Source organism: Photobacterium sp. GB-50 (assembly GCF_003026755.1).
GTDB lineage: Bacteria > Pseudomonadota > Gammaproteobacteria > Enterobacterales > Vibrionaceae > Photobacterium.
Map to the genome: position 1 here is coordinate 199,811 of NZ_PYNX01000001.1, position 25,768 is coordinate 225,578.

The following is a 25,768-nucleotide window of genomic DNA, read 5'->3' on the forward strand; positions in this document are numbered from 1 at the left end:
AAAATGTGTAACGTAAATGCAATGTAACAAACTGTCAAATAACAGTTTGATTTAAAACGATATAGTCGAATAATAATGTTGTTTTACAAAAGCAATTCGCTACCACAAAATAAATTGGGTATGAATTTACGCAGATCATTACCATTTATCTAATATCACTGACTAGCGTAAAAAAATTTTTTATGTCTTTGGTCACACAATTAAAGACATTAAAACAAAACAAACCTTAATATTGATTAAATAATAAACACTCTACACTTTTGTTTATTTGTTTTATTCAATTAAGTTAAATAGACTATGCAGGCTATTCGATTGTTTGAGACTTTACTATGAGTGATAAAAAACCAATTTCATCAACTGATTTACTAATGATTGCTAACCAAATCATTCAAGATCAAGAGTCTTATATTGACGGGATGCGTGCAACTTCTGTAGAAGAGCGCGATGGTGTATTAATTTTCAAAGGTGAATATTTCCTTGATGATGAAGGATTACCAACACCAAACACCACTGTTGTTTTCAATATGTTCAAAATGCTCGCACACAAACTCTCTCCTCAGTTTACGCTAGCAAGCTAAAACGGATGAGAATAAAAAAACCCGCATCAAGCGGGTTTTTAATCTACGAATATAAATACTTACATAAATGGACGCTGACCGCGCGCAACCCACTTCATCAGTAAACTATCCGCAGCTTCGCTTGATGCGCCTGCTAGTTTCTCGGTAAGCTTCTTACGACGTACGTATTTTACTTTAAGTACTTCACGGTCTTTACATGCTTCAGTGATCAAATCATCACTGGTTGAGATCTGATCAACCAAGCCTAATTCAAATGCTTGTTGGCCGAACCAATGCTCGCCCGTTGCCACTTTTTCAAGATCGAGATCTGGGCGGTGAGCGGCAATAAAATTCTTAAATAAGCCATGAGTTTCTTCGATTTCCATCTGGAATTTTTCACGTGCTTTATCAGTATTCTCACCAAACATAGTTAATGTACGTTTAAACTCACCAGCTGTGATTTGCTCGTAGTCAATATCGTTCTTTTTCAATACCTTATTAAAGTTAGGTAATTGAGCGATCACGCCAATTGAGCCAACAATTGCAAACGGTGCTGAAACAATTTTATCAGCAACACATGCCATCATATAGCCACCACTTGCTGCTACTTTATCAACTGCAATAGTCAGCTTAATACCAGCCGCTTTTAAACGATCAAGTTGAGATGATGCTAAACCATAACCATGTACCATACCGCCGCCCGTTTCTAAGCGTAATAGCACTTCATCACCTTCGATAGCAACCGCCAGAATTGCCGTGATCTCTTCACGTAATGACGATACTTCACGCGCATCAATACTACCGTGGAAATCAATAACAAATAAACGAGGATCACGTGATGTTTCTAAGCTGCCATTTTTAGCCGCTTGTTTCACTTCTTGTTGGCGTGCTTTATCTTTTTCTTTCTCTGATTTCTTATCCGCTTTATCGCGAGCTTTTAATAACGCTTTATCAAATAAGTGAGATTCAAGTTGGTTTACAGTGTCTTTGTATTGTTCTGTCAGATCGCTCACTTCCAGTTCACCTTTCTGCGAACCATGACGACCATTCAATGCTTTTACTAGTACCAATACACCAACAATCGCAACAACCACTGTCGCGATTTTGGCGAAAAATAGTCCATAATCAAATAAAAATTCCAATATCCAATCCTCTTTGTTGGCAGTAAAAAGTGCCAACCGTTATTGTAACTGTGTTATCACGTTTATCGCTATCTTCTCTTTCAGAAAAATGTAATGAATCGGTTTATAGATCACGTCTTAAGATGAAAGGAAATTTAATCAGCGAGTAAATTCTGATATGTTTTGTTTAGTAGTAATCTATATTGTTACCAAGCTCAATACTTGGTGGGGTTCTTCGGCGAAAAATCAGCCAAAAAACAAGAAAAATCAACATTAGAAGGATGCTAACGTGGAATACCATAATGCTGCTGATTCTCTTAAAGATCGTGTCATTTTAGTAACAGGTGCCGGTGATGGCATTGGACGCGAAGCCGCTATTCAATATTCAGCCCATGGTGCAACGGTTATTTTACTCGGTAGAACAGTCGCAAAACTTGAAGCTGTTTATGATGAAATTGAAACTCTGGGCTACACAAAGCCAGCGATTATCCCTTTAGATTTAATGGGTGCGACTAAACAACACTATCTCGATATGGTGGATACCATCGAGCAACAATTTGGTCGCCTAGATGGTGTATTACATAACGCAGGGATCTTGGGCGTACTTAGCCCACTAGAACAAATTGAAGAATCGACCTTTGATGATGTCATGCAAGTCAATGTGAAAGCCCAGTTTTTATTAACTCAAGCTGTTATTCCGCTTATCAAGAAATCGTCCGATGGCAGAATTATTTTCACAACATCAACCGTTGGTCATAGTGGTCGTGCATTTTGGGGAAGTTATGCTATTTCAAAATTTGCAACCGAGGGCATGATGCAAGTCCTTGCTGATGAATTAAGCAACACCAATGTAAAGGTAAATGCGATTAATCCTGGCGGAACAAGAACAGGAATGCGAGCCAAAGCCTTCCCAGCAGAAGATGCAAAGCAGCTTAAAACACCAAAAGATATCATACCGCTATATGTATATCTAATGGGCCCAGAAAGCCACCATGTTTCTGGTAAATGTATCGATGCTCAGCCTAAGCGAACATCGTCTTACAGTCATTGTGAAGAAGAATAAATCTGCTCATTGATGATATAAACAAAAAAGCCGACGCAATTGTCGGCTTTTTTACAGCTAAATCTAGTGTTAGTGACTTTGTATTTTAAGTTGTTTTCGCCACTGCCAAGCAAATAAACAAGACAAGGTCAGTACCACAACCGCTGAGCCTAATAACACATTGTCTGTCGGTGTTTCACCAATGATCAACCATACCAACAACGGACCAAAAAGCACTTCCAGTAACAAGATCAAACTGGTTTCAGCTGCGGGTAAATAACGTGGCCCATGTGCAATCAAATAGAAAGACAATGGGATCACAACACCACCGAGTAAGAACATATAAATAGCATGTTGCATATCCAGTGCGAACGGTTTAGCGCCAACAGAAAGCGAAATAATCGATGTAAATACACCAGCCAGAATTATATAAATCGAGCCTAATTGCCCTTGGGTCTTACGAAGTGCTACAAGATAGACAGCTATCGCAACAGCAGAAACCAAAGCAAGCGAATCGCCTCTCAACTCGTCAACGGTGGGATGATAGCCGAACACTAACCCTATCCCACCCACAGCAATAATGATCGCAAAGATCGTTGCCTTATCTAACTTCTCTTTTAAGAAGAAGAAACCAATCACAGCCGTAAATAAAGGTGCTGTATTGGTAATAACTAACGTACTGGCCACTTGGGTATTATTCAGTGACAACACAAAACAAATGGTCGATGCGCTAAATAGTCCAGCAGTAATTAAAGTTAAAAGCGATGGACGCAGTAAATGTTGCGTGATCAGTTTTTTATCTGAAAACCACTGCACAATAAACAACATGGCAGCAGGTAAGAAGCCACGCCAGAAAATTAATGTCCATTCATTACTATCAATTAAACGCACAAGTAGCGTATCAAAACTTAATACCATCACGCCAAAGACCGTGATCAATCGTCCCCGTTGTTGCTCTTTCAATGCATCTAACATTGCTATACTCACTGGCTATTCGTTATATGTTTAGCATCCCTTCACAGAAAAGTGCACCACAGCAATATTCACACTTTTTACTCCGTTGCTCTTTGAGTTATACCACGTCATTTACCGGATACAAAAAAACCGACACTAGGTCGGCTTTTAATTATTCATTTAGTCTAAACCAATTACTTACGAGTACGTGGCTTAGCAGGCTTATTGGCTAAAGGATTACGGCGATTTGCTGCATTTCCTGAAGGCTTACGCTTACCTGATGTTTGTGGGCGACCTGCTGATTGTGGCTTACCGTTATCGCGACTGTCACGATTATCACGACCTTTTGCTGGTTGTGAACGACCATTACCACGATGCTCGTTTGATTGAGCTTCAACTTCAGCATTACGACTAGAGCCAGGGTTACGACGATCGTTACCACGACCACGACGACCGCGAGCACCGCCCGTTTCTACACGCTCTTCGTGACGACGAACAGCACGACGGATCTGACGAATGCCTTTTTTACGCTTTTGACCTTCAACAGTTAATGCTGTTTCAGTCTCAGGCGGAAGCTCAACTGTTGCACGAAGTTCATTCACTTCTTTTAGTTCAAGCTCACTCCAACCACCACGAGGCATATCTTTCGTTAGGTAAACATCACCGTAACGAACACGCTTAAGACGGCTAACAGTAACACCTTGCGAATCCCATAAACGACGAACCTCACGGTTACGACCTTCAGTGATCACTACGTAGAAGGTATGGTTCATACCTTCACCACCAGCGTAAACAACATCTTCAAAACGTGCTAAACCATCTTCTAGTTCAACACCTTTAACAACGTTCTTTACCATTTGCTCAGTCACTTCACCAAATACACGAACCATGTATTCACGTTCAACCGTGCGGCTTGGGTGCATTAAGCGGTTAGCAAGTTCACCGTCTGTTGTGAACAACAATAAACCTGAGGTGTTCGCATCAAGACGGCCTACTGATACCCAGCGACCTGTGTTTAAGCGAGGAAGACGATCAAATACAGTACGGCGGCCTTCAGGGTCGTGACGAGTACATAGCTCACCTTCTGGCTTGTTGTAAGCAAGAATACGGCAAATTTCTTCATCAGAAGAGATCAGCTCAATGTTATGACCATCAATACGAACACTTACTGATAAATCTTCAAGACGATCGCCAAGTTTAGCAACGACACCATCAACACTGACTCGACCGTTTTGGATCATTAATTCGATTTCACGACGTGAACCTTGGCCAGCTCGTGCCAATACCTTCTGTAATTTTTCACTCATTATAGACAAACCTTTGTCGCCTTCACAGGCGTCGAAATACTCATCAAAAGATTCCGGATAATATTTTCCAATTTAAAATCAGACTGTTACTTAACCAAAACCATTTATGCGAATAGCATTAATTTGGATTCTGTGTGAGGCATTAGCAACTCACTTTTTATCAGAATGTGGGCGCGCATTATGCCAAAAAACGGCAAAGTTAGCTATAAAAAGATAGTCGATTGCGAGGTTAGTTACAGGGAAATCAAACCAATAAAATAAGAATAAAAACAAAAAAGCAAACAGCTAGAAACTAACTATTTGCTTTTATTAGATTTACCTAGGTTTAAAACGTTCTAGATCATTCAAACGGTGTCACATCACCTGCACCAACTCGCACAATATTAATTTCACCTTCACTGAAATCAATCACTGTTGTTGGCTGCTCACCTAAGTAACCACCATGCATAATCAAATCAACAGCATGTTCTAACTTATCGCGAATTTCATCGGGATCCGCTTCTGTTGTTTCATTACCCGGTAAAATAAGACTGGTTGACATCAGTGGCTCACCTAGCGCTTCAAGTAACGCCAGTGCTATCGCATTATCAGGTACACGAATACCAATCGTTTTACGCTTAGCATTCATTAAACGGCGAGGTACTTCTTTTGTTCCTTTAAATATAAAGGTGTATGCGCCAGGGGTGTTATTACGTAAAAGACGGAAAGCGATATTATCAACACGGGTGTACAAAGATAGCTCAGATAAATCGCGGCATAACAAAGTGAAGTTGTGCTTTTCGTTTAAACGACGGATCTGACAAATACGCTCTAATGCTTGTTTGTTTTCTAACTGACAACCAAGGGCATAACCAGAATCTGTTGGATAAACGACAACGCCGCCATTTTTAATAATTTCTACCGCTTGTTTAATCAAACGCGTTTGGGGTGTTTCTGGGTGAACATAAAAAAATTGACTCATTATTCCTCCTTTGAGGCAGCAGGCTCAGCCTGAATTTCTACCTCTACTCGCTTTTTCTCAACTTCCCAATCATGCCAAATCGCTGGAACATCTTTAGGGAGCCACAAATTACGTCCTAATTCCGTCCAAGGTGATTGGTAATGAAAATCGGACCCTTGTGAAGCAAGTAAATTAAATTGTATGGCGTAATCCCCTAAGGTACGTCGTTCTTGCGGCCCTTGCTGAGGCTGTGATACTTCCATACCGTCACCACCAGCTTCAATGAAATGCTGGATTAATCGCTTAAGCCATTTTGCCGTCATATTATAACGGCCTGGATGGGCAATAACCGCTTTACCACCAGCGGCATGAATCACATCAATAGCATCGGCGATAGTGCACCAGTTTGGTGGTACGTAACCCGGATTTCCGCGTGTTAAGAATTTCTTAAACACCGCCTGCATGGTTTTCGCATAACCTTGTTCAACAATCCAACGGGCGAAATGTGCACGAGTGATCGATGCATCACCCGCAAGTTTAGCCGCGCCTTCAAATGCCCCTGGCATTCTGTTTTTTTCAAGTCGCGCACCAATTTCTTTAGCACGTTCAAGTCGACGCTCTACTTGCTGTTCAATAAACGTCACTAACGTTGGATTTTGTGGGTCTATATTAAGCCCAACAATATGAATATCAAAGTTTTGCCACACGGTAGAGATTTCAATACCGTTGATTAACGTAATAGGCAAAGCTTCTTGCTCTATCACAGTATGCGCTTCATGTAGGCCAGCAACCGTATCGTGATCAGTAATTGCCAGGATGTCGACCCGCATATCTACGGCTCGTCGAACTAATTCTTGCGGCGTTAAGCGACCGTCAGACGCTGTAGTATGGCTATGTAAATCAAACAACATAAGTTTTATTCTTGACTTTATAATCGTGAACTAGTTTACTAGTACGCAGATACCAAGTATCCAATACTTACTTGAAAGGCATCACGTACATTTAGCTGATAGAAAAAATGTAACTAATACCTAATAGGACTCTTACATGTTACAGCAAATTCAAAATCAACAATGCGTTTTCTTCAATAATTGGTGGTGGCACTCCTACTTACGGGCGGTGTGAATTGCTGTAACTCAGCAAAATAGCAACGAGCCCGCCATCAATGCGGGCTTTTTTATAACGCCGAATTTAACTAAATAAAAAATAAAACGAGCACTGCACCTAGCCTTCACTGCGACCATTAACAAGGATGACCTCATGATTATTGTCTTAAAACCGCAAGCAACAGAAGCTGATGCCAAAAGCCTACTAGCTCAAATCGACAGTGTCGGATTAAAACCGCTATATATGCCTGGCAGTGAACGCATTGTTTTAGGTGCATTAGGTGATGAACGTGTTTTACAACGCTTAAATATCGAAGCGAACCCTTTAGTTGAAACGGTAAAACCCATTTTAACTAAATACAAATTAGTTAGCCGAGAAGTCCAAGCCCACAACACAGTGGTACGTTTTGGCTCTGCTGCGGTCGGTGGCGATCGTTTTGCTGTTATTGCAGGCCCTTGCTCTGTCGAATCAGAGCAACAATTATTGTCTGTGGCTGAAATGGTGAAGTCTCATGGTGCTATGGCACTGCGAGGTGGAGCATATAAACCTCGCACCAGCCCTTATGATTTCCAAGGATTAGGTATTGAAGGGTTAAAATTGTTAAAAAAAGCCAATGACATGCTCGGTATACCTACCGTATCTGAAGTCATGGATGTGAGCCAAGTTGAAAAAATGACTCAATATATTGATTGTTTTCAAATTGGTGCGAGAAATATGCAAAACTATGGCTTGTTAAAAATTATCGGTGAAAGTAAAAAACCGATCTTGCTCAAACGCGGACTTTCAGCCACTATCGAGGAATTGCTGCTCGCTGCTGAATATATATATGATGCCGGTAACCCAAATATCATTTTGTGTGAACGTGGTATTAGAACGTTTGAGACAGCAACCAGAAATACATTGGATCTCAATGCTGTCGCTTATTTAAAGCAACATACCCATTTGCCCGTGCTGGTCGACCCAAGCCATGGAACAGGTATCCGTGAGTTAGTGATCCCACTCTCACGCGCAGCAGCTGCTGTTGGCGCTGATGGCATCATTGTCGAATCACATTTAAATCCATGTGAAGCCTTATCTGATGGTCATCAAGCATTAACCGCACCAATGTTTGAACAATTAATGCAGGAATTAAAACCGTTTGTGGAAGCGGCAGGGAGAACGCTGTGAATACTCACTCAATAGGAAATCATCCACTAGGGCAAAATACATTAGCGGCTAATGAGATCAATCTTCTCAGCCTTGATGTACCTTATGTTGCCGATCCCACTGAACTGTACTTTTCAGTTTGTGGCGATCGCCCGCACAACCTTTTATTAGAATCAGCAGAAGTTGATTCTAAGCAAGATTTAAAGAGCTTAATGCTTGTTGATGCAGCAGTACGTATTGTTTGCCGCGGTAAAGAAGTCACGTTGGAAGCACTCACCAGTAATGGTGTGAATGTCATTACGCATTTACAAAGCCAACTGCCTAACGATATTCATGCAGCACTAGATGGAAAAACATTAACCTTGGTATTTCCATCCCACGCTCATGATATTGATGAGGATAGCCGCTTACGCCAAACTTCATCATTCGATGCTCTACGTTTGATCCAACATGCCTTTGATACCAAGCACCACCCAAAAGAAGCCTTATTCTTAGGTGGTCTATTTGCCTATGACTTAGTCGCTGATTTTGAGCCGCTACCAGAAGTGAAGCAAGACAATAACTGTCCTGACTATATTTTCTATATTGCCGAAACCTTGTTGATTATCGATCACCAACGTCGTAAAGGCACGCTGCAAGCAACTTTATTTGGTGGCGAGCACTACACCAATAGCTATCATGATTTGAGTCGTCGCCTGCAAACGATTAAAGAGATCTGTTTAAACCCTCAGCCTGTGCCACCTGCACAAGTATTAGACAAATGTGAGCCAGAGGCGTCTATTAGCGATGAAGATTTCTGCCAAACCGTTAACGATCTTAAACAATACGTTATCAATGGCGATGTGTTCCAAGTCGTGCCGTCACGCCAATTTACTTTGCCATGCCCTTCAACGCTCGCAGCATATAAAGCATTGAAAATTGGTAATCCAAGCCCTTACATGTTCTTTTTACAAGACTCAGAATTTACCCTGTTTGGCGCCTCTCCTGAAAGTGCACTGAAATATTGTTCAGATTCAAACCAAGTAGAGATATACCCGATTGCTGGTACTCGACCACGAGGCAAAAACAGCGACGGATCAATTAACCTTGATTTAGATGGTCGTATTGAATTAGAGCTACGTTGCGATAAAAAAGAGAATGCTGAACACATGATGCTAGTGGATCTAGCACGTAATGATGTTGCAAGGATCAGTGAAGCAGGTAGCCGCTATGTGGCAGATTTACTGAAAGTTGATCGCTACAGCCATGTCATGCACTTAGTTTCTCGTGTAGTAGGCCAATTGCGAGGCGATCTTGATGCCCTTCATGCATATCAAGCGTGTATGAACATGGGCACATTAACAGGGGCACCGAAAATCCGAGCTATGCAGCTTATCCGTGATGTTGAACAACGCCGTCGTGGCAGTTATGGAGGTGCTGTCGGTTACCTTACTGGTCACGGTGATATGGATACTTGTATCGTGATCCGCTCAGCTTACGTTGAAAATGGTATTGCAAGTGTTCAAGCTGGTGCTGGCGTGGTTTACGACTCCATTCCACAAGCAGAAGCCGATGAAACGCGTGGCAAAGCGCAAGCAGTCATTAACGCTATTCGCACAGCACATCAAGGTTAAGGAGAACCACAATGACAAACGCAACCCCAGCCCATATTGTGCTACTCGACAACTTTGATTCGTTTACTTACAACCTTGTTGATCAATTTCGTTCTCTCGGTCACCCAGTAACGATTTACCGTAATAACTTAACGGCAGAGCAAGTAGAAAAGGCACTTAGTGCTAAAAGCAATCCCGTTTTAGTGTTATCCCCCGGTCCTGGTGTACCAGCTGATGCGGGATGTATGCCCGAACTGATCCAACGCGTGAAAGGTAAAGTACCAATGATTGGTATTTGCCTAGGACAACAAGCGATTGTTGAAGCTTACGGCGGTAAAGTTTCAGGCGCAGGTGAAATTGTCCATGGGAAAGCTGCAATGATGAGCCACAACCAACATGCAGTGTTTGGCAATTTACCGAATCCTCTCTCTATTGCACGTTACCATTCATTAGTTGCTACAGAAGTGCCAGATAGTCTAGAGACTATCGCCGATGTCAATGGCTTAGTCATGGCTGTACTGAACGAAGAAGATAAGGTATGTGGCTTTCAATTCCACCCTGAGTCAATCCTAACGACACAAGGGGCGGAGCTTTTAACACAGACCTTAAATTGGGTAACAACCTCGAACGGAAAAGAATAATTCAAAGCATTAAGGACGATGATTATGGATAACAAAATTTACGATATTGCCAATAAACTCTACGATCAAAAATCTCTGAGCCAACAAGAGAGTCACACCCTATTTGATGCCATTATCAAGGGTGAGGTCGATCCCATTATTCTGTCGGCCGTTTTAACATCGTTGAAAATTAAAGGTGAAACACCCCAAGAAATTGCTGGAGCCGCGAGCGCTTTAGTCGCTAATGCCAACGCCTTCCCAAGCCCAGATTATGACTTTGCCGATATCGTAGGAACAGGTGGTGATGGTGCCAATACCATCAATATTTCAACCACTGCGGCATTTGTAGCTGCAGCGTGTGGTATTAAAGTGGCGAAACACGGTAACCGTGGCGTTTCAAGCAAATCTGGCTCTTCAGATCTGCTTGATAAATTTGGTATCAACCTTGCGATGACACCAGAAAACGCGCGTGGCGCATTAGATGAACTTGGCGTGTGTTTCCTATTTGCGCCTGAATATCACGGTGGTGTACGCCACGCTATGCCTGTACGTCAAACATTAAAGACTCGCACCATCTTCAATGTACTTGGGCCTTTAATTAACCCAGCAAAACCTAACATTGAACTTATGGGTGTTTACGACAATAGCCTCGTTCGTCCGATTGCAGAAACCATGGCTACCATGGGCATGAAGCGTGCGGCTGTGGTTCACGGTAGTGGTTTAGATGAAGTGGCAATTCATGGTGAAACCCATGTTGCGGAAATCATTAATGGCGAAATCACCGAATACACTCTCACTCCTGCTGATTTCGGTTTGGATACCTACCCGTTAGAGGCGATTAAAGGCGGCGAACCTGAAGAGAACCGCGCCATTATCACTAACATTTTAACCGGTAAAGGTACACCTGCCCAAGTTGGTGCAGTAGCAGTCAACGTAGCCCTGCTATTACGTTTATTCGGTCAAGAAGATCTTAAACAAAATACGCAACAAGCTATTGAAGTCATGCAATCAGGCAAAGCTTTTGAATTAGTAGAAAAATTGGCAGCACGAGGATAATCATGGAAACAGTATTAGCAAAAATTGTTGCTGACAAAAAAATTTGGGTAGAAGCACGTAAAGCATCACAGCCACTTGATTCATTTATTCATGATCTCATCCCAAGTGATCGCGACTTCTACCAAGCGTTATCATCCAATACTGATAATGGTGTAGAGCGCCCTGCATTCATTCTTGAATGTAAAAAAGCCTCACCATCAAAAGGCTTGATCCGAGACGATTTTAATCTTGATTACATTGCGAGCGTGTACAACAACTATGCGAGTGCGATTTCAGTTCTAACCGATGAAAAATACTTCCAAGGTAACTTTGAGTTTCTCCCTCAAGTCCGTGGTCAAGTACGCCAGCCCGTACTATGTAAAGACTTCATGGTTGATACCTATCAAGTCTATTTAGCTCGTCACTATCAAGCTGATGCTATTTTGCTTATGTTGTCAGTCCTAAATGACGAGGAATACCAAACCCTTGCTGCTGTTGCCAATCAATTAAATCTTGGCATTTTGACCGAAGTGAGTAACGAAGAAGAGCTTGAACGTGCGATTAACTTAAAAGCGAAAGTTGTCGGTATTAACAACCGTAATTTACGCGACTTAAGTATTGATTTAGACCGCACTAAACAGCTTGCACCGAAATTATCACCAGACACAATTGTGATTTCAGAGTCTGGCATTTATAGCAATCAAGAAATTCGCCAGTTATCTCAATATGCCAATGGCTTTTTAATTGGCAGCTCGTTAATGGCAGAAGATAACCTCGATCTTGCGGTACGCCGTGTGTTACTTGGTGATAACAAGGTCTGCGGATTAACCGAAGCGAAAGACGCCACCATCGCTTACCAAAATGGTGCCGTTTACGGTGGTTTAATTTTTGTTTCTAACTCCCCTCGCTGTGTTGATATCGAGCAAGCACGCCATGTGATGACAGGCGCCCCACTCGATTATGTTGGTGTATTCCAAAATGCAGAGCTTGAAACAATTGTCGATACGGCAAAACAACTTGCACTCAGTGTTGTGCAGCTACATGGCACAGAAACGCAGCAATACATTAATGAGCTAAAAGCACAACTTCCTGCTCAATGTAAAATTTGGAAAGCGCACGGGGTATCAGATGCTTTACCTGATTTATCAGCATACCAAGTTGATAAACACCTTGTTGATAGTAAAGTAGGTAATCAAAGTGGTGGTACAGGGACAAGCTTCGACTGGTCGTTGATCCAAAGCGGCGATCGCAAAGGTATATTATTGGCTGGTGGCTTAAATGCAGACAACGCACAACAAGCGGCAGCATTAGGATTTGATGGCCTTGATTTAAATTCTGGTGTGGAAAGTGCGCCAGGCAAAAAAGACTCGAATAAATTGAGTGCGGCATTCGCGGCAATCAAAAATATTAAGGACGATAAATAATTATGAGTAAATTAGATGCCTTTTTTGGCGAATTTGGTGGTCAGTATGTACCACAAATTTTAGTACCTGCATTAGACCAATTGGAAGATGCGTTTATTGAAGCCCAGCAAGATCCAAGTTTTCAACAAGAATTTATTACACTACTTAAAGAATACGCTGGTCGTCCAACCGCCCTAACGCTATGTCAAAACTTGACGAAAGGGACGAAAACAAAGCTATACCTCAAACGTGAAGATTTATTACACGGTGGCGCGCACAAAACAAACCAAGTTTTAGGTCAAGCATTACTCGCTAAGCGCATGGGTAAAAATGAGATCATAGCGGAAACAGGTGCCGGTCAACACGGTGTTGCAACTGCGCTTGCTTGTGCACTACTCGGTCTTAAATGTCGTGTTTACATGGGTGCTAAAGATGTTGAGCGTCAAAGCCCTAACGTATTTCGCATGAAGTTGATGGGCGCAGAAGTTATTCCTGTCCACTCAGGCTCTGCAACCTTAAAAGATGCTTGTAATGAAGCAATGCGTGATTGGTCTGCCAGTTATGACAAAGCACACTACTTGCTAGGCACAGCGGCGGGTCCTCACCCATTCCCAACGATTGTACGAGAATTCCAGCATATTATTGGTGAAGAAACTAAAGCCCAGATCGTAGAGAAAGAAGGTCGCCTACCTGATGCAGTTATTGCTTGTGTCGGTGGCGGTTCCAACGCAATTGGTATGTTTTCAGATTTCATTGAAGAAACAGATGTGAAACTGATTGGTGTAGAGCCTGCCGGTAAAGGTTTAGATACCGATATGCATGGTGCACCTCTTAAACACGGTACATTAGGTATTTTCTTTGGTATGAAAGCACCACTGATGCAAGATAAACACGGTCAAGTTGAAGAGTCTTACTCTGTATCAGCAGGTCTTGATTTCCCATCTGTCGGTCCACAACATGCTCACTTAAATGCAACAGGTCGTGCTGAATACGGCTCAGTGACTGATGATGAAGCACTAGATGCATTCCAATTGCTCGCACGTAAAGAAGGGATCATTCCTGCGCTTGAGTCTGCTCATGCATTAGCTTATGCCATGAAACTTATTCATGCAGAGCCAGAAAAAGAACAATTGCTAGTAGTTAACTTATCAGGTCGTGGTGACAAGGATATCTTTACTGTTCACGATATTTTGCAGGAAAAAGGAGCATTATAATGGATCGTTATCAACAATTATTCAGCACATTAGCTGAGCGCAATGAAGGCGCTTTTGTGCCTTTTGTTACCATTGGCGATCCGACTCCAGAGCAATCAATGAAGATCATTGATACATTGGTTGAATCTGGCGCTGATGCTTTAGAATTAGGTATTCCATTTTCAGATCCTCTCGCTGATGGTCCTACAATTCAAGGCGCAACCATCCGCGCATTAGAATCAGGCACCACACCAACCTTGTGTTTTGAGTTACTAACACAAATTCGTCAAAAATACCCTGACGTGCCAGTCGGGTTATTGATGTACGCCAACCTTGTGTTTGCCGCTGGCATCGATAACTTTTATCAGCAATGTGCAAAAGCTGGAGTTGATTCAGTATTAATTGCAGATGTTCCCGTTAATGCATCACAAGAGTTTCGTGATGCGGCAAATAAATACGGTGTTCACCCTATTTTTATTGCGCCACCTAATGCTGATGATGCAACACTACAAGCTGTCTCTGAACTCGGTGGTGGTTACACTTACTTGTTATCACGCGCAGGTGTAACGGGTGCTGAAACTAAAGCAGGAATGCCAATCGATCACTTGTTATCTAGCCTTAAAGCACATAACGCGCCGCCAGCTATTTTAGGATTTGGTATTTCTTCGCCAGAGCAAGTTAAAGAGGCGATCACTGCAGGTGCTGCAGGCGCAATCTCAGGCTCAGCAGTCGTGAAAATTATCGAGCAAAATCTTGAAAACAACACTGTAATGTTAGAAAAATTATCTGCATTCATTTCATCGATGAAAGCAGCAAGTAAATAACGCATTCTAACGAATGTAATAAGCCCATACATTTCAGCTTACTTATGCTGTTTATGTATGGGCTTTTTTATATAGCTATCGTTAACGAAAAAGAGTGCTTTAAATCTATCACCAATAATAAAGACAGTAACATTGAAGACATACTTGATGACAATATAAGAGAATTCTCAATACCGTTAATAGCGCGTTATTGACGACCTATACACAACTCACACTAAGCTTAAAAACAAAAGCAAGGAAAAGAAAAAAGTTAACGACAAGGCAAATGTTGAACAACAAACGAATGCGATTAAAGAAACTTGTAATCGTGTAGTACAAGAAAACAAGGCATATCAATGTGTAAGAAATTGATGTCACATGAGACACTTTATTTAAATAACACACGCTTGGTAAATGATTAATAATTGTTATCGTATTGAAAACGATAATAACCAATAACAGAAATGCTTGTCCCAAACAGAGTATCAGACCCATTTTTCCATAGTGTTGAATAAACGCCTTGATTGATAAGTATTTCATTGATGCCTCCAGATTAAGAAATAAGAAACACTATAAAGAAAGGGTTCATTTTAACTTAACCATGCAATAAAAAGCCATCAAACGATAAGCAATTACTCTAATATATGCATATTGCTACCACTCTTTTTCAACGATCAACAGAAAACCTCAATCCTCGTGATTGCGAACAATGATCATTGCATGTAAAGACACACCCAATACACATTCGCGTAACGATTAAAACCAAATAAACACAACTATGCTTACTACACTTTTGCATCAATACTTTAGAGGTCGATACTGTGCAAAATAATGGAAGTTTAATGAAAAATATTGGCGTACAAGTTGTTATTGCCATGTTCGTTGGCGCATTTGTTGGCGCGATGATGGGGCATTCGGCTTCAATGTTTGCGCCGTTGGGCAGTATTTTTATCCACCTAATCAAAATGTTAGTTATTCCATTGGTCGCTGTTGCTATCATTTCAGGTGCCGCAGGATTAGGTAACAGTCAATCTGCTGGTAAAGTTGGAATAGCGACTCTGTTATTTTTTACATTAACATCCGCTATTGCTGTCGTACTTGCATTGGGGATGGGACATATTTTCAAACCCGGTATCGGTATTGATCTTAATGCGGTGTCAGGCCTCTTTGCTAAAACCTATGCCGACAAAGGCGAGCTGCCAACGTTTTGGAATACCGTATTAGGGATGATCCCGACTAACGTATTCCAGTCTTTAACCGAAGCTAATATTTTACAGATCTTAGTGTTTTGTCTATTTTTTGGTATCGCTGTTTCTAAACTAGAAAAAGAGCGACGAGAACCTTTAATCAACGGTATTAATGCCATCGTTGATGCTATGGTATGGATGATTAACGTTGTGATGAAAATAGCACCGCTGGGCGTATTTGGTTTAATGGCAGATGCGGTCGGCACCTTTGGTTTTGATGCATTGATGGTGGTCTTTAAACTGTTTATTGTTTATGTTGCCGCCATTGCTATCTTCGGTTTTGTGTTCTATCCCCTGCTAGTAAAAATATTGAGTAAAACCTCTGCACTCAGATTTTTATCCGCCATGAAAAAGCCACAGATTGTAGCCCTTTCAACCGCTTCTTCTATGGCAACATTACCGGTTAACATGGAAACGTGTGAACAAGAATTAAAGGTCAGTAACGCTACCGCATCATTCGTTCTGCCATTAGGGGCGACAATTAATATGAGTGGTAATGCCATTTACTATGGTTTAGTTGCAACTTTCTTTGCTCAAATATTCCAAGTTGATTTAACCATAGGCGCCTATGTCGCCATCATTTTGACATCCACTTTAGGCGCAGTTGGACAAGCAGGTGTCCCTGGCCCATCTTTCCTTGTGGTTGCCGTTTTGCTTTCAGCTGGCATCCCCATTGAAGGTCTACCACTGTTATTTGCACTTGATCGGATCTTTGACATGATAAGAACAGCACTTAATATCACTGGTGATGCTGCTTGTGCGGTGATTGTTGATAGGCTTATCGATCAAGAACCTACTTAGTAATAAAGCACTACTATCCTTTTCTTAGCAACGCCCATCTAACAAAAATAGGCGTCGCTTTTTCTTCGCTCTTTTTCATTCACCATACTAAAAGGGTATACTCTTATTAATTATTAGAAATGAGTTGTTGTAATGAAACAATTATTAGATTTTATCCCCCTTATCATTTTCTTTATTTTATTCAAAACGAGTGGCATTTTTATCGCCACAGGCGCTTTAATTGCAGCAACAGCGGTTCAGGTAGCGTTGACTTGGTTTATCTATAAAAAAGTCGAAAAAATGCAACTGGTTACTTTCGTATTGGTGGCTATTTTTGGTGGCTTGACCATTTTCCTCCATGACGAAAACTTCATAAAGTGGAAAGTCACCATCATCTACACCATCTTTGCTCTAGCATTACTTATCAGCCAATTTATGGGTAAACCACTGATCAAAAGTATGCTTGGGAAAGAAATTACCTTACCTGAATCAATTTGGTTACGTATTAACCTTGCTTGGAGTGTGTTTTTTGTTGTCTGCGCTATAGTAAACATCTATATTGCATTCAATTTCCCGCTAGATATATGGGTAGACTTTAAGGTATTTGGGCTATTAGCATTAACGCTGCTCTTTACCTTCCTCACCGGTGGCTACATTTATCGCCACTTACCGAAAAGTGACAATAACCAGTAAAGTTGTAAATCATGAACACTAAAAATAATATCCCTCGCGGACAGCTTCTGCTTCGCACGCTTGCCATGCCAGCCGACACCAACGCCAATGGTGATATATTTGGTGGTTGGATCATGTCCCAATTGGACTTAGCAGGCGCGATCCTTGCCAAAGAAATTTCTGGCGGGCGTGTTGTGACTGTCTCTGTTGATAAAATAGAGTTTAAAGCCCCTGTTAGTGTTGGTGACGTGGTTTGTTGTTACGGTGAGTGTAAACGCATTGGCAATACATCCATGAGCATAGGTCTTGAAGTTTGGGTAAAACCTGTCGATGTTGAGACTGTCGGTGATCGATACCGTGTATGCGAAGCAACATTTAATTATGTTGCAATTAATAGCGAAGGTCGTCCGCGCCCAATTGTAAAAGCGTAATAAGACAAGGCGCTATTTCGCTAACAAGTACAACATTAACCGACAAAAAAGCACTAACGCCTAGTTAGTGCTTTTTTTATTGGTTACTATGGGGAAATAGAACAACAAGATAGCCAGCGATACCTTAGTGCTATCACTTCTGATATTTATTAGGGAGAACAATAATGTGGTACGTCATTTTTTCTCAAGATGTTGAAAATAGCTTAGAGCGACGTATGAGCGTTCGTGAAAAACACCTTGCACGTTTACAAGATTTACAAGAACAAGGTCGATTGTTAGTTGCAGGGCCTATGCCTGCTATTGATAGTGAGACCCCAGGTGATGCCGGATTTACAGGCTCTACTGTTATTGCAGAATTTGCTTCTTTAGAACAAGCACAACAATGGGCTGACGCTGACCCTTATATTGATGCAGGCGTATACGCTAACGTGATTGTGAAGCCATTCAAAAAAGTGCTTCCATAATTTATTTAAGGGCGAGATTGTGAAATTAACTATAAGCAAAGCGCTAATCACCGCATCATTAGGTTTATTACTGCTTAGTGGCTGTGCTTCTCATGAAAAGCAACAAATTGCAGAAACATTAGCAAAAAGCCGCGCGGCAGCAATTGATAGTAAAGCACCTTATCCAAAAATTGATGCCTATCAAATAACCCAAGCCTACGCGTCAGGAAATACCGTTAAAATTAATGTTCTTTATGGTGGAAAAAGTCGTGTTTCGCCATCCAATGCTGCCAAAACGGCTGCAAGAAACTACTGTAATAACAAAGAAATACAACCTTTATTTGATAGCGGCGTAAATTACCTAATTACGATCAAAGATATCAGTGGTCGTACAATGGCGCAGCAAGCAGTATCTAAAGACTCTTGTGAAGAACTGAATTAATATTCATTTCCATAGCGATAAAAAGCCCGTACCAATAATCATTTGGCACGGGCTTTTCAATATTGATAGGTATATTTAAATTTGCTCGTCTATCGTTACTTCTGAAGCCGCAATGGCCTCGTTTATTTGTATTTCAAATGCTTTCAAACGCTTATAAATCGACATCAATTCAACAATAGTCTTCCAAGAATGCACCAAATATTGGAATGATTCTTCTACTTTACTGAAAGCATTAGAAATTTGTGTAAAGAGCCCTAAAGTCAGTGCACCGGAAACAATAGCAGGTCCCATCGCAATGAGAGGTATAATCATTGTATATTGAAGATAAGAAAACTTAGCAATATCAAAATACAGATAATGCTTGAACAATGTGAAGTAATTTTTCCTAACGTTTGAATACAGTTCTTTAAGTGTTTCAGGCTGCGCTCGCTCCAGATGATCCTCACCATGTACAAGCTCTTTACGATACGCGGCTTCAACTTTTTGATTATTAAACTCAAGCCCCGGAAGTTTAACTCCTACAATAGCGAGAAGCCCTGTTCCAAAAACAGAAATAATGATGGCTAAATAAACCAGGGAATGCTCAACGGGCCCTATCCAAGGTAGTTCTTTGATATTCTCACTTAACGTCCACAATAGAGGTAAAAAAGCAACAAGCAACATGACTGAACGTAAAAAACTAACCCCTAATGTTTCAAGGATCGCTGCCAACCTCATTGTGTCTTCTTGTACACGCTGTGATGCCCCTTCTATATGACGGATCTTATCCCAATGAGAGGTGTAATAATCATTCATTGCTGTTCGCCATCTGAACACGAAGTGCTTAGTAAAAAACTCTAAGAAAGCGGCAATAATGATATACAAAGACACTATGTTGAAAAATTCTAAGGTTCCCGCAAGTATTTCTTCAAACTTCACTGAGTTTGGCGTTGTCATTGCCTTTTGAAGTAAATTGTAAAAAGATCCATACCATTCATTGACTTCAACTGTAATTTGTACACTATACCAAGTACCATAAAGTATTAATACGCTTCCCAAAATCGACCATAAAAACCAGCGTCGTTCGAGAAAAAAAGACTTAAACATAATGACTCATCCTTAATCGATGTTTTGTTATGTGGCTACCCTAAACGAACTAACAATCCTACGTTTTTATTTTTATATGCTGTCTTTTCAGTATTTGTCAGCAGCTGAAAAATTGCAACATTACCTTAATTATGAACAAGTTAGTAAGGTTGAATATATGGCTATGTGGCACTTTATCCATTTTTATCACTATAAGCGTAGCAATTAGATATAAAAAATCCCTTATATTTAAAACATAAGGGATAAGATAATGGTTATCGCTATTTTCTATTTTTCAATTAGTTGCGTTGGAATACCAATGCCTTTAAACCACCTTCTGGCTCAATATCTTTAAACTCGGGTGGATTATCAAGACGTTTTTCAAACACGAGCTCTGGTGCTTCTGCTGCCATACCTTCAATTAAGAAAGTTGAAGTAATACTAGGATCATTCACACACGCTAACACTGTACCGTTTTCGGTTAACAATTCAGGTAAGCGACGTAAGATCTTTTGATAATCTTTCGTGAGCGCAAAGCTACCTTTTTGAAATGATGGTGGATCAATAATAATGAGATCGTATGGGCCATATTTGCGTACCTTACCCCATGATTTAAATAATTCATGGCCTAAGAAACTAACTTTCTTTAAATCATGTTTATTTAAATGGTGATTATCACGACCACGGCTTAATGCCGCTTTTGCCATATCAAGGTTCACAACATGCTCTGCGCCACCAGCAATTGCAGCAACCGAGAAACCACAGGTATAAGCGAATAAATTTAACACGCGTTTACCCGCTGCTTGCTCACGAACCCAATCACGACCAAAGCGCATATCAAGAAATAAGCCGTTATTTTGCTTACGTCCAAGATCCAGCTTGTACACTAAGCCACTTTCAATCACATCTTGATATTCAGACGTATCACCCCACATCACGTCCATCGGAGATCCTTCGCGATCACGATGTTGAAGCAATAGCGATGTCGCACCACTGTTTTGCCATTCTGCTGTTTTAGTCAGTTTATTCAGCAAAGTGGTAAGTTCAGCTAAGAACTCAGGAGATGGCTCTTTAAACAAGGAAACAAGTACTTGACCTTGTAGCCAATCAACCGTTATTTGCTCTAACCCTTGCCAGCAACGTCCACGGCCATGAAAGAGTCGGCGAACTTCATTTGGCGGTGAAGACAAGGCTGTGAGTAGATGAGCTTCTAAAGTGGGTAATGCACTTATTTCCATAATTTCAAACTATATAGTGAATTAAGGGCGCTATTTTAACCACTGGCCACAAGAATACCAGTTTCCATGTCTTATATTACTCAAGCCGCTAATAATAGAGCCGTTGGCAACACTGAAGTAGTGATTTTTTTAGGTAAACAATGCGGTATAAATGCAGGATAATTACGGTAAATTAAATGCGATGATAATTGAAAAATACCATCGTTAGTCTGTTTTAATTCAGGGAGGTAAGGGAAATAAAACGTAGCATACTTTAATTGAAAAAACTGCTGAGCCCGATACCGACAATGTCGAAGTTGGCGTTGATTACGACGTTGTTTTCTATGAGCTCGTGAGCGGACAATACGCATGTTTTTTCTCTTGCTAGGTGATCCTAGACAGCCATTATACGTTAAGCTTATTGATAGTTATAGCACCAAGAATATGTGCTGATGCTAGTTGCTGAGGATTTCTACAGTTCTAAATAAACTGCAGAAAAACACAGCATCCATACAAAGATTTATACACTCGCCTTTTTATAAGCTAATGTTGGCCACTCTAATTGCCATGGCTGATTCCAATCGCTTAACGCCTGTTGTGTCTCAGCGACTTGCCACAATTTACCGTCTGTTGGTGGACAAATAAAACGCTGTGTTTCGCCCTTATAAGGAAAAGACAGTGCATAAGCATGTAAGTAACCACGATCTGACGTTTCAGTGCCATAAATATCATCGCCAGTAATACCAGAACCCACACTACGTAATGCAACACGGATCTGATGCGTTTTTCCTGTATGCGGCTTACAGAGAAATAAACGTCGTCCTTCACCTGCAGCTGTTGAGAAAAACTGAGTAATGGCTGGATTTTCCTTCGTACTTTCTAATTTCCAACTACTGCGACGTGAGCGAGTCATATCACCAATCACCACACCTTGTTTTTTCTTTGGCTTTTTGGTGCCTATTGCTACATAAAACTTTTCGACCACCCGCTCAGCAAAATTTGAAGATAGGATCGATGCCGCTTCTTTATTACGTCCAAGCAGAAGTAAACCTGATGTCATTTTGTCTAGACGATGGATCAAATACAGCTTTTCATCGCCGGTGTGTTCAGCAACAGCTGCGAGTAACGGCTGATCATTGTCATCTTTATGAACACTGATACCTGGATGCTTATCAATAACTAAAAAATCAGGGTGTTGGTAAATAAGAGTAAACATAGGGCAGCCTTACAACAAAAGAGCGAGCGAGTATACCAGCACAATATCAAAGGAAAAGTCAGGGGGTGAAATTAACACCGGAGAAAAATGGTATATCTCTATCTAATAAATGCTTCTCTTTATAATTTTCAATAATTAATATTTGGTCCAATTTATATATTTAATTAAACAGTTAAAAACTGATATCTCACCCAATTTTTGTTAATAAACACCCTAAATACTAGGTTTTTTTCACTTTTCAATGCACTATATATCTATAACGTATTATTAAAGCAATGAAGTCATTTGATGGAACAATTTTATCAAGTCTTAACGTGGATTGGCGTTTTCGCCTATTGGTTACTCATCGCATCGGTTACTGTTCGCGTCGTATTTAAACGTCGTGTAGTTGGAGTATCACTAGCGTGGATGATGATCATTTACATCGTACCTATCGGTGGGGTAATTGCATATTTATTATTTGGTGAATTAAATCTTGGTAAAAAGCGAGCTGAGCGTGCACGTGAAATGTTTTTGCCTTTTGCTAATTGGTTTAAACAACTCAATGATTGTCCAGGACATCAACCTCAGGAAATGAGCCTTGTTGCTAAGCCGATCAGTGATTTATGTGAAAATCGCTTAGGTATACCTGGGCTTATTGGTAATGATCTTTCCTTGCAATCATCGCCACAAGAAATTTTACGCTCATTGGTTAAGGACATAAATAATGCACAACACTCAATCCACCTTGAATTTTATATCTGGAATCCTGGTGGGCTTGCTGATGAAGTGGGCGTTGCTTTAATTCAAGCGGCTAAACGTGGTGTTAGAATTCGCTTGTTACTTGATTCTGCGGGCAGTATGCGCTTCTTTCGTTCACATTGGCCTAAGTTAATGCGTGGTGCTGGCATCGAATTAGTTGAGGCCCTAGCAGTATCACCGTTTAGGATGTTCTTCCGTCGTCTTGATTTACGTCTACACCGTAAAATTGTCGTGGTAGATGATCATATTGCTTATACAGGCTCTATGAACTTAGTCGATCCTGCATTCTTTAAAGTCGATGCGGGCGTGGGTCAATGGGTCGATGTCATGGTGCGAATTTCAGGCCCTACCGTCTCGGTTTTAAATTGTATTCAAGCATGGGACTGGGAGGTAGAAACAGGGAAACGCTTTTTACCCCCACTGCCTTCCTGTACCTTTGATACTGCGCACAAAGACACAGTACAAGTCATACCATCAGGGCCAGGTATGCCCGATGATATTATTCACCAAGCGTTGCTACTAAGTATTTACCAAGCACAAAAATCTGTCGTTATCACAACCCCTTACTTCGTGCCGAGTGAACATTTACTGCATGCCATGAAAGGAGCAGCTGATCGTGGTATTGCAGTACATATTGTTATTCCGCGTAAAAATGATTCGATAATGGTGGAATGGGCAAGCCGATCATTCTTTAGTGATTTACTTGAATCTGGAGTACATATCCATCGTTTCCACGGCGGGTTGTTACACACAAAATCAGTAGTTATTGATGATAGCCATTGCTTAATTGGCACTGTAAATCTTGATATGCGAAGCTTATGGCTTAATTTTGAAGTGACAATGGCGGTCGATAATATCGTTTTCACCCAAGAGCTCAGCCAATTACAACAACGTTATATTGCTGATTCCGACGAAATCGATCGTGAACAATGGAGTAAACGTTCCATGAAGAATAAATTTATCGAGCGCTTTTTCTATATGTTTAGCCCACTGCTTTAACGCAATTAAGCTTGTATAAAAGTTAACCATTAAAAAAGGCAATCATCTGATTGCCTTTTTATTATCTCAGTACTTTAGCAATTACATTGCAGCCATAAAGATCTGTGAAATCTCTTCATGGGTTGCCTGTTTAGGGTTAGTGAAACCACAAGCATCTTTCAATGCATTATCAGCCAATAATGCGATATCTTCTTCTTTCACACCCAGTTCTTTTAAACCGAGTGGAATGCCAACATCTTTAGATAGCGCCACAATCGCTTCAAGTGCCGCATTAGCGCCCTGCTCTGCTGTCATGCCTTCAACATCAACACCCATTGCTTTAGCAACATCACGTAAACGCTCAGATGATACTTGTGCGTTATAACGCTGAACATGCGGTAGTAATATCGCATTACATACACCATGAGGAAGATTGTAGTAACCGCCTAACTGGTGCGCCATCGCATGTACATAACCAAGTGACGCGTTGTTAAATGCCATACCTGCCATGAACTGCGCATACGCCATTTGCTCACGAGCATTAAGGTTTTGACCTTCTTTCACTGCGGTACGTAGGTTTTGTTGAATTAACTCAATCGCTTTAATCGCCACAGCATCAGTAATTGGTGTCGCGGCTGTTGAAACATACGCTTCGATAGCGTGAGTTAATGCATCCATCCCTGTTGCAGCGGTTAGTGATGCAGGTTTCGCTAACATAAGTTGAGGATCATTGACTGACATTAACGGCGTGGTGTTCTTGTCGACAATCGCCATCTTAATATGACGCTCTTCATCAGTAATGATACAGAAACGGGTCATCTCCGATGCAGTACCCGCTGTGGTGTTAATCGCAACCACAGGTAACTGTGCTTTTGCAGAACGATCAACACCTTCGTAGTCACCGATTTGACCACCGTTGGCAGCCAATAGCGCAATACCTTTCGCGCAGTCATGAGGCGAACCACCGCCCAATGAAATTACAAAATCACATTGGTTTTCTTTTAGTAACGCTAAACCTTCATCAACGTTTTTAATGGTTGGGTTGGGTTGGGTGCCATCGTATACCACAGAGTCAATATCACGCTCAGTGAGCAATACAGCCACTTGAGTAACCACACCAATTTGGTTCAATACTTTATCGGTAACAATGAGTGCTTTTTTAAAGCCGTGAGATTTAATCGCATCAGCCGCTTGAGTTAAACAGCCTGCGCCCATAAAGTTCACAGTAGGAATATAGAATGCACTGCTCATAATATTTACCTTAATTTAAATAATATTAATTACCAAAACACTCTGTTAAAAAATGCTTTCGTAAATAACACAAGAATAATCAAATATCTTTTTACTATTGTTTTACCTACTTAATGATTTATTTATTTGATCTAAAACAAACAAGATCACGTCATAATAAAGATAAATTTTTAAATTGATAAAGGTCTCATTATTTGATTTTTATTATCTATTAGATGAAATTTATATTTTCAATAAAGAAACAAAATAAAAAATAAATGGCAAGACTTTATAATTAATGTGACATATCCCGATGAAAAGTCGAATCAATCATGATATAGCCTTAAAAACATTAACTTAGTAACAAAAAGAACAATTAAGCCACCTAGTTACAACAAGAAATACCAAAAAGAAATAACATTATTTTTTCATTATGTGCATCGCACTTTTATACTCTTACATTTGCCTGTCATTACTCTTAATTGC

Annotated in this window: 25 protein-coding genes and 1 other annotated feature; of the genes, 15 read left to right on the plus strand and 10 right to left on the minus strand. The window is 40.7% G+C overall.

Annotated elements, in window-relative coordinates:
• The first annotated feature begins 329 nt into the window (after window positions 1-329).
• On the plus strand, window positions 330-578 hold the full coding sequence (locus tag C9J41_RS00855; RefSeq protein ID WP_107205678.1) for a YciN family protein: 249 nt from the start codon (window positions 330-332) through the stop codon (window positions 576-578).
• A gap of 59 nt (window positions 579-637) precedes the next feature.
• Here the strand turns inward: C9J41_RS00855 and sohB are convergent, their stop codons facing one another.
• Window positions 638-1,699, minus strand: a complete 1,062-nt coding sequence (gene sohB / locus C9J41_RS00860; RefSeq protein ID WP_107205677.1) for a protease SohB — start codon at window positions 1,697-1,699, stop codon at window positions 638-640.
• A 268-nt stretch (window positions 1,700-1,967) separates the two neighbouring features.
• Between sohB and C9J41_RS00865 the strand changes: the two genes are divergently transcribed.
• Entirely contained in the window at window positions 1,968-2,741 is a 774-nt protein-coding gene (locus C9J41_RS00865) for a YciK family oxidoreductase (RefSeq protein WP_107294098.1), read from the plus strand.
• Between the two features lie 69 nt (window positions 2,742-2,810).
• Here the strand turns inward: C9J41_RS00865 and C9J41_RS00870 are convergent, their stop codons facing one another.
• The 4 genes from C9J41_RS00870 to C9J41_RS00885 form a co-directional block, all read right to left on the minus strand.
• Window positions 2,811-3,695 (minus strand): DMT family transporter, encoded by an 885-nt coding sequence (locus C9J41_RS00870; RefSeq protein ID WP_107290433.1) that lies wholly within the window; start codon window positions 3,693-3,695, stop codon window positions 2,811-2,813.
• 173 nt (window positions 3,696-3,868) lie between these two features.
• Entirely contained in the window at window positions 3,869-4,981 is a 1,113-nt protein-coding gene (gene rluB / locus C9J41_RS00875) for a 23S rRNA pseudouridine(2605) synthase RluB (RefSeq protein ID WP_107290434.1), read from the minus strand.
• A gap of 340 nt (window positions 4,982-5,321) precedes the next feature.
• A complete protein-coding gene (locus C9J41_RS00880; protein ID WP_005370802.1) occupies window positions 5,322-5,942 on the minus strand; it encodes an L-threonylcarbamoyladenylate synthase in 621 nt (206 codons plus the stop codon).
• Window positions 5,942-6,832 carry a PHP domain-containing protein gene (locus C9J41_RS00885; protein WP_107205673.1) on the minus strand — a complete coding sequence of 297 codons (891 nt, stop codon included), beginning with the start codon at window positions 6,830-6,832 and terminating at the stop codon, window positions 5,942-5,944. Before C9J41_RS00885 ends, C9J41_RS00880 begins: the two co-directional genes overlap by 1 nt.
• Window positions 6,833-7,007: 175 nt before the next feature.
• Window positions 7,008-7,102, plus strand: a sequence feature (Trp leader region).
• Between the two features lie 79 nt (window positions 7,103-7,181).
• On the opposite strand from C9J41_RS00885, the gene aroF reads away from it, so the two are divergent.
• The 12 genes from aroF (at window position 7,182) to gspS2 (ending at window position 18,835) form a co-directional block, all read left to right on the plus strand.
• A complete protein-coding gene (aroF, locus tag C9J41_RS00890) occupies window positions 7,182-8,195 on the plus strand; it encodes a 3-deoxy-7-phosphoheptulonate synthase (RefSeq protein WP_107205672.1) in 1,014 nt (337 codons plus the stop codon).
• Window positions 8,196-8,206: 11 nt separating this feature from the next.
• On the plus strand, window positions 8,207-9,787 hold the full coding sequence (locus C9J41_RS00895) for an anthranilate synthase component 1 (protein ID WP_369917455.1): 1,581 nt from the start codon (window positions 8,207-8,209) through the stop codon (window positions 9,785-9,787).
• 11 nt (window positions 9,788-9,798) lie between these two features.
• Window positions 9,799-10,407, plus strand: coding sequence for an aminodeoxychorismate/anthranilate synthase component II (locus C9J41_RS00900; protein ID WP_107294099.1), 609 nt, complete (start codon window positions 9,799-9,801; stop codon window positions 10,405-10,407).
• Between the two features lie 24 nt (window positions 10,408-10,431).
• Window positions 10,432-11,442: an anthranilate phosphoribosyltransferase gene (gene trpD, locus C9J41_RS00905; RefSeq protein ID WP_107205669.1), complete on the plus strand. Its 1,011-nt coding sequence runs from the start codon at window positions 10,432-10,434 to the stop codon at window positions 11,440-11,442.
• A gap of 2 nt (window positions 11,443-11,444) precedes the next feature.
• Window positions 11,445-12,845 (plus strand): bifunctional indole-3-glycerol-phosphate synthase TrpC/phosphoribosylanthranilate isomerase TrpF, encoded by a 1,401-nt coding sequence (gene trpCF / locus C9J41_RS00910; protein ID WP_107294100.1) that lies wholly within the window; start codon window positions 11,445-11,447, stop codon window positions 12,843-12,845.
• Window positions 12,846-12,847: 2 nt separating this feature from the next.
• Window positions 12,848-14,038 carry a tryptophan synthase subunit beta gene (gene trpB, locus C9J41_RS00915; RefSeq protein WP_107245502.1) on the plus strand — a complete coding sequence of 397 codons (1,191 nt, stop codon included), beginning with the start codon at window positions 12,848-12,850 and terminating at the stop codon, window positions 14,036-14,038.
• Window positions 14,038-14,841, plus strand: coding sequence for a tryptophan synthase subunit alpha (gene trpA / locus C9J41_RS00920; protein ID WP_107205666.1), 804 nt, complete (start codon window positions 14,038-14,040; stop codon window positions 14,839-14,841). Before trpB ends, trpA begins: the two co-directional genes overlap by 1 nt.
• A gap of 821 nt (window positions 14,842-15,662) precedes the next feature.
• Entirely contained in the window at window positions 15,663-16,868 is a 1,206-nt protein-coding gene (locus C9J41_RS00925) for a dicarboxylate/amino acid:cation symporter (RefSeq protein ID WP_199194423.1), read from the plus strand.
• A 132-nt stretch (window positions 16,869-17,000) separates the two neighbouring features.
• A complete protein-coding gene (locus tag C9J41_RS00930; protein WP_107245506.1) occupies window positions 17,001-17,540 on the plus strand; it encodes a septation protein A in 540 nt (179 codons plus the stop codon).
• Window positions 17,541-17,551: 11 nt separating this feature from the next.
• On the plus strand, window positions 17,552-17,950 hold the full coding sequence (gene yciA / locus C9J41_RS00935) for an acyl-CoA thioester hydrolase YciA (RefSeq protein ID WP_107205663.1): 399 nt from the start codon (window positions 17,552-17,554) through the stop codon (window positions 17,948-17,950).
• A gap of 164 nt (window positions 17,951-18,114) precedes the next feature.
• The gene (locus tag C9J41_RS00940) at window positions 18,115-18,414 is read left to right on the plus strand and encodes a YciI family protein (protein ID WP_107294102.1); all 300 of its coding nucleotides are present in this window, start codon (window positions 18,115-18,117) and stop codon (window positions 18,412-18,414) included.
• 19 nt (window positions 18,415-18,433) lie between these two features.
• The gene (gene gspS2, locus C9J41_RS00945; RefSeq protein WP_107205661.1) at window positions 18,434-18,835 is read left to right on the plus strand and encodes a type II secretion system pilot lipoprotein GspS-beta; all 402 of its coding nucleotides are present in this window, start codon (window positions 18,434-18,436) and stop codon (window positions 18,833-18,835) included.
• A 75-nt stretch (window positions 18,836-18,910) separates the two neighbouring features.
• Here gspS2 and sbmA read toward each other — a convergent pair whose 3' ends face one another.
• From sbmA to C9J41_RS00965, 4 genes are all read right to left on the minus strand, one after another.
• Window positions 18,911-19,921 carry a peptide antibiotic transporter SbmA gene (sbmA, locus tag C9J41_RS00950; RefSeq protein WP_107294103.1) on the minus strand — a complete coding sequence of 337 codons (1,011 nt, stop codon included), beginning with the start codon at window positions 19,919-19,921 and terminating at the stop codon, window positions 18,911-18,913.
• A gap of 278 nt (window positions 19,922-20,199) precedes the next feature.
• Window positions 20,200-21,138, minus strand: a complete 939-nt coding sequence (locus C9J41_RS00955) for a class I SAM-dependent methyltransferase (protein WP_107290449.1) — start codon at window positions 21,136-21,138, stop codon at window positions 20,200-20,202.
• A gap of 80 nt (window positions 21,139-21,218) precedes the next feature.
• Complete coding sequence (locus tag C9J41_RS00960) at window positions 21,219-21,488, minus strand: hypothetical protein (protein ID WP_107205658.1); 270 nt, start codon at window positions 21,486-21,488, stop codon at window positions 21,219-21,221.
• 149 nt (window positions 21,489-21,637) lie between these two features.
• Window positions 21,638-22,333, minus strand: a complete 696-nt coding sequence (locus tag C9J41_RS00965; protein ID WP_107245509.1) for a TIGR01621 family pseudouridine synthase — start codon at window positions 22,331-22,333, stop codon at window positions 21,638-21,640.
• A gap of 288 nt (window positions 22,334-22,621) precedes the next feature.
• Here C9J41_RS00965 and cls point away from each other — a divergent pair, with 288 nt between their 5' ends.
• Complete coding sequence (gene cls / locus C9J41_RS00970; protein ID WP_107245511.1) at window positions 22,622-24,073, plus strand: cardiolipin synthase; 1,452 nt, start codon at window positions 22,622-22,624, stop codon at window positions 24,071-24,073.
• Window positions 24,074-24,154: 81 nt separating this feature from the next.
• Here cls and yiaY read toward each other — a convergent pair whose 3' ends face one another.
• Window positions 24,155-25,303: an L-threonine dehydrogenase gene (gene yiaY / locus C9J41_RS00975; RefSeq protein WP_107259463.1), complete on the minus strand. Its 1,149-nt coding sequence runs from the start codon at window positions 25,301-25,303 to the stop codon at window positions 24,155-24,157.
• Window positions 25,304-25,768: the final 465 nt, after the last annotated feature.

Excerpts from the sequence above, each read along its gene's own strand:
- C9J41_RS00925 (WP_199194423.1), top strand. The coding sequence starts at position 15,663 with ATGAAAAATATTGGCGTACAAGTTGTTATTGCCATGTTCGTTGGCGCA.
- trpD (WP_107205669.1), top strand. The coding sequence starts at position 10,432 with ATGGATAACAAAATTTACGATATTGCCAATAAACTCTACGATCAAAAA.
- yciA (WP_107205663.1), top strand. The coding sequence starts at position 17,552 with ATGAACACTAAAAATAATATCCCTCGCGGACAGCTTCTGCTTCGCACG.
- sbmA (WP_107294103.1), bottom strand. The coding sequence starts at position 19,921 with ATGTTTAAGTCTTTTTTTCTCGAACGACGCTGGTTTTTATGGTCGATT.
- C9J41_RS00965 (WP_107245509.1), bottom strand. The coding sequence starts at position 22,333 with ATGTTTACTCTTATTTACCAACACCCTGATTTTTTAGTTATTGATAAG.
- trpA (WP_107205666.1), top strand. The coding sequence starts at position 14,038 with ATGGATCGTTATCAACAATTATTCAGCACATTAGCTGAGCGCAATGAA.
- rluB (WP_107290434.1), bottom strand. The coding sequence starts at position 4,981 with ATGAGTGAAAAATTACAGAAGGTATTGGCACGAGCTGGCCAAGGTTCA.
- C9J41_RS00955 (WP_107290449.1), bottom strand. The coding sequence starts at position 21,138 with ATGGAAATAAGTGCATTACCCACTTTAGAAGCTCATCTACTCACAGCC.
- C9J41_RS00880 (WP_005370802.1), bottom strand. The coding sequence starts at position 5,942 with ATGAGTCAATTTTTTTATGTTCACCCAGAAACACCCCAAACGCGTTTG.
- C9J41_RS00940 (WP_107294102.1), top strand. The coding sequence starts at position 18,115 with ATGTGGTACGTCATTTTTTCTCAAGATGTTGAAAATAGCTTAGAGCGA.
- aroF (WP_107205672.1), top strand. The coding sequence starts at position 7,182 with ATGATTATTGTCTTAAAACCGCAAGCAACAGAAGCTGATGCCAAAAGC.
- C9J41_RS00930 (WP_107245506.1), top strand. The coding sequence starts at position 17,001 with ATGAAACAATTATTAGATTTTATCCCCCTTATCATTTTCTTTATTTTA.
- C9J41_RS00900 (WP_107294099.1), top strand. The coding sequence starts at position 9,799 with ATGACAAACGCAACCCCAGCCCATATTGTGCTACTCGACAACTTTGAT.
- yiaY (WP_107259463.1), bottom strand. The coding sequence starts at position 25,303 with ATGAGCAGTGCATTCTATATTCCTACTGTGAACTTTATGGGCGCAGGC.
- C9J41_RS00960 (WP_107205658.1), bottom strand. The coding sequence starts at position 21,488 with ATGCGTATTGTCCGCTCACGAGCTCATAGAAAACAACGTCGTAATCAA.
- C9J41_RS00855 (WP_107205678.1), top strand. The coding sequence starts at position 330 with ATGAGTGATAAAAAACCAATTTCATCAACTGATTTACTAATGATTGCT.
- C9J41_RS00885 (WP_107205673.1), bottom strand. The coding sequence starts at position 6,832 with ATGTTGTTTGATTTACATAGCCATACTACAGCGTCTGACGGTCGCTTA.
- C9J41_RS00870 (WP_107290433.1), bottom strand. The coding sequence starts at position 3,695 with ATGTTAGATGCATTGAAAGAGCAACAACGGGGACGATTGATCACGGTC.
- trpCF (WP_107294100.1), top strand. The coding sequence starts at position 11,445 with ATGGAAACAGTATTAGCAAAAATTGTTGCTGACAAAAAAATTTGGGTA.
- trpB (WP_107245502.1), top strand. The coding sequence starts at position 12,848 with ATGAGTAAATTAGATGCCTTTTTTGGCGAATTTGGTGGTCAGTATGTA.
- cls (WP_107245511.1), top strand. The coding sequence starts at position 22,622 with ATGGAACAATTTTATCAAGTCTTAACGTGGATTGGCGTTTTCGCCTAT.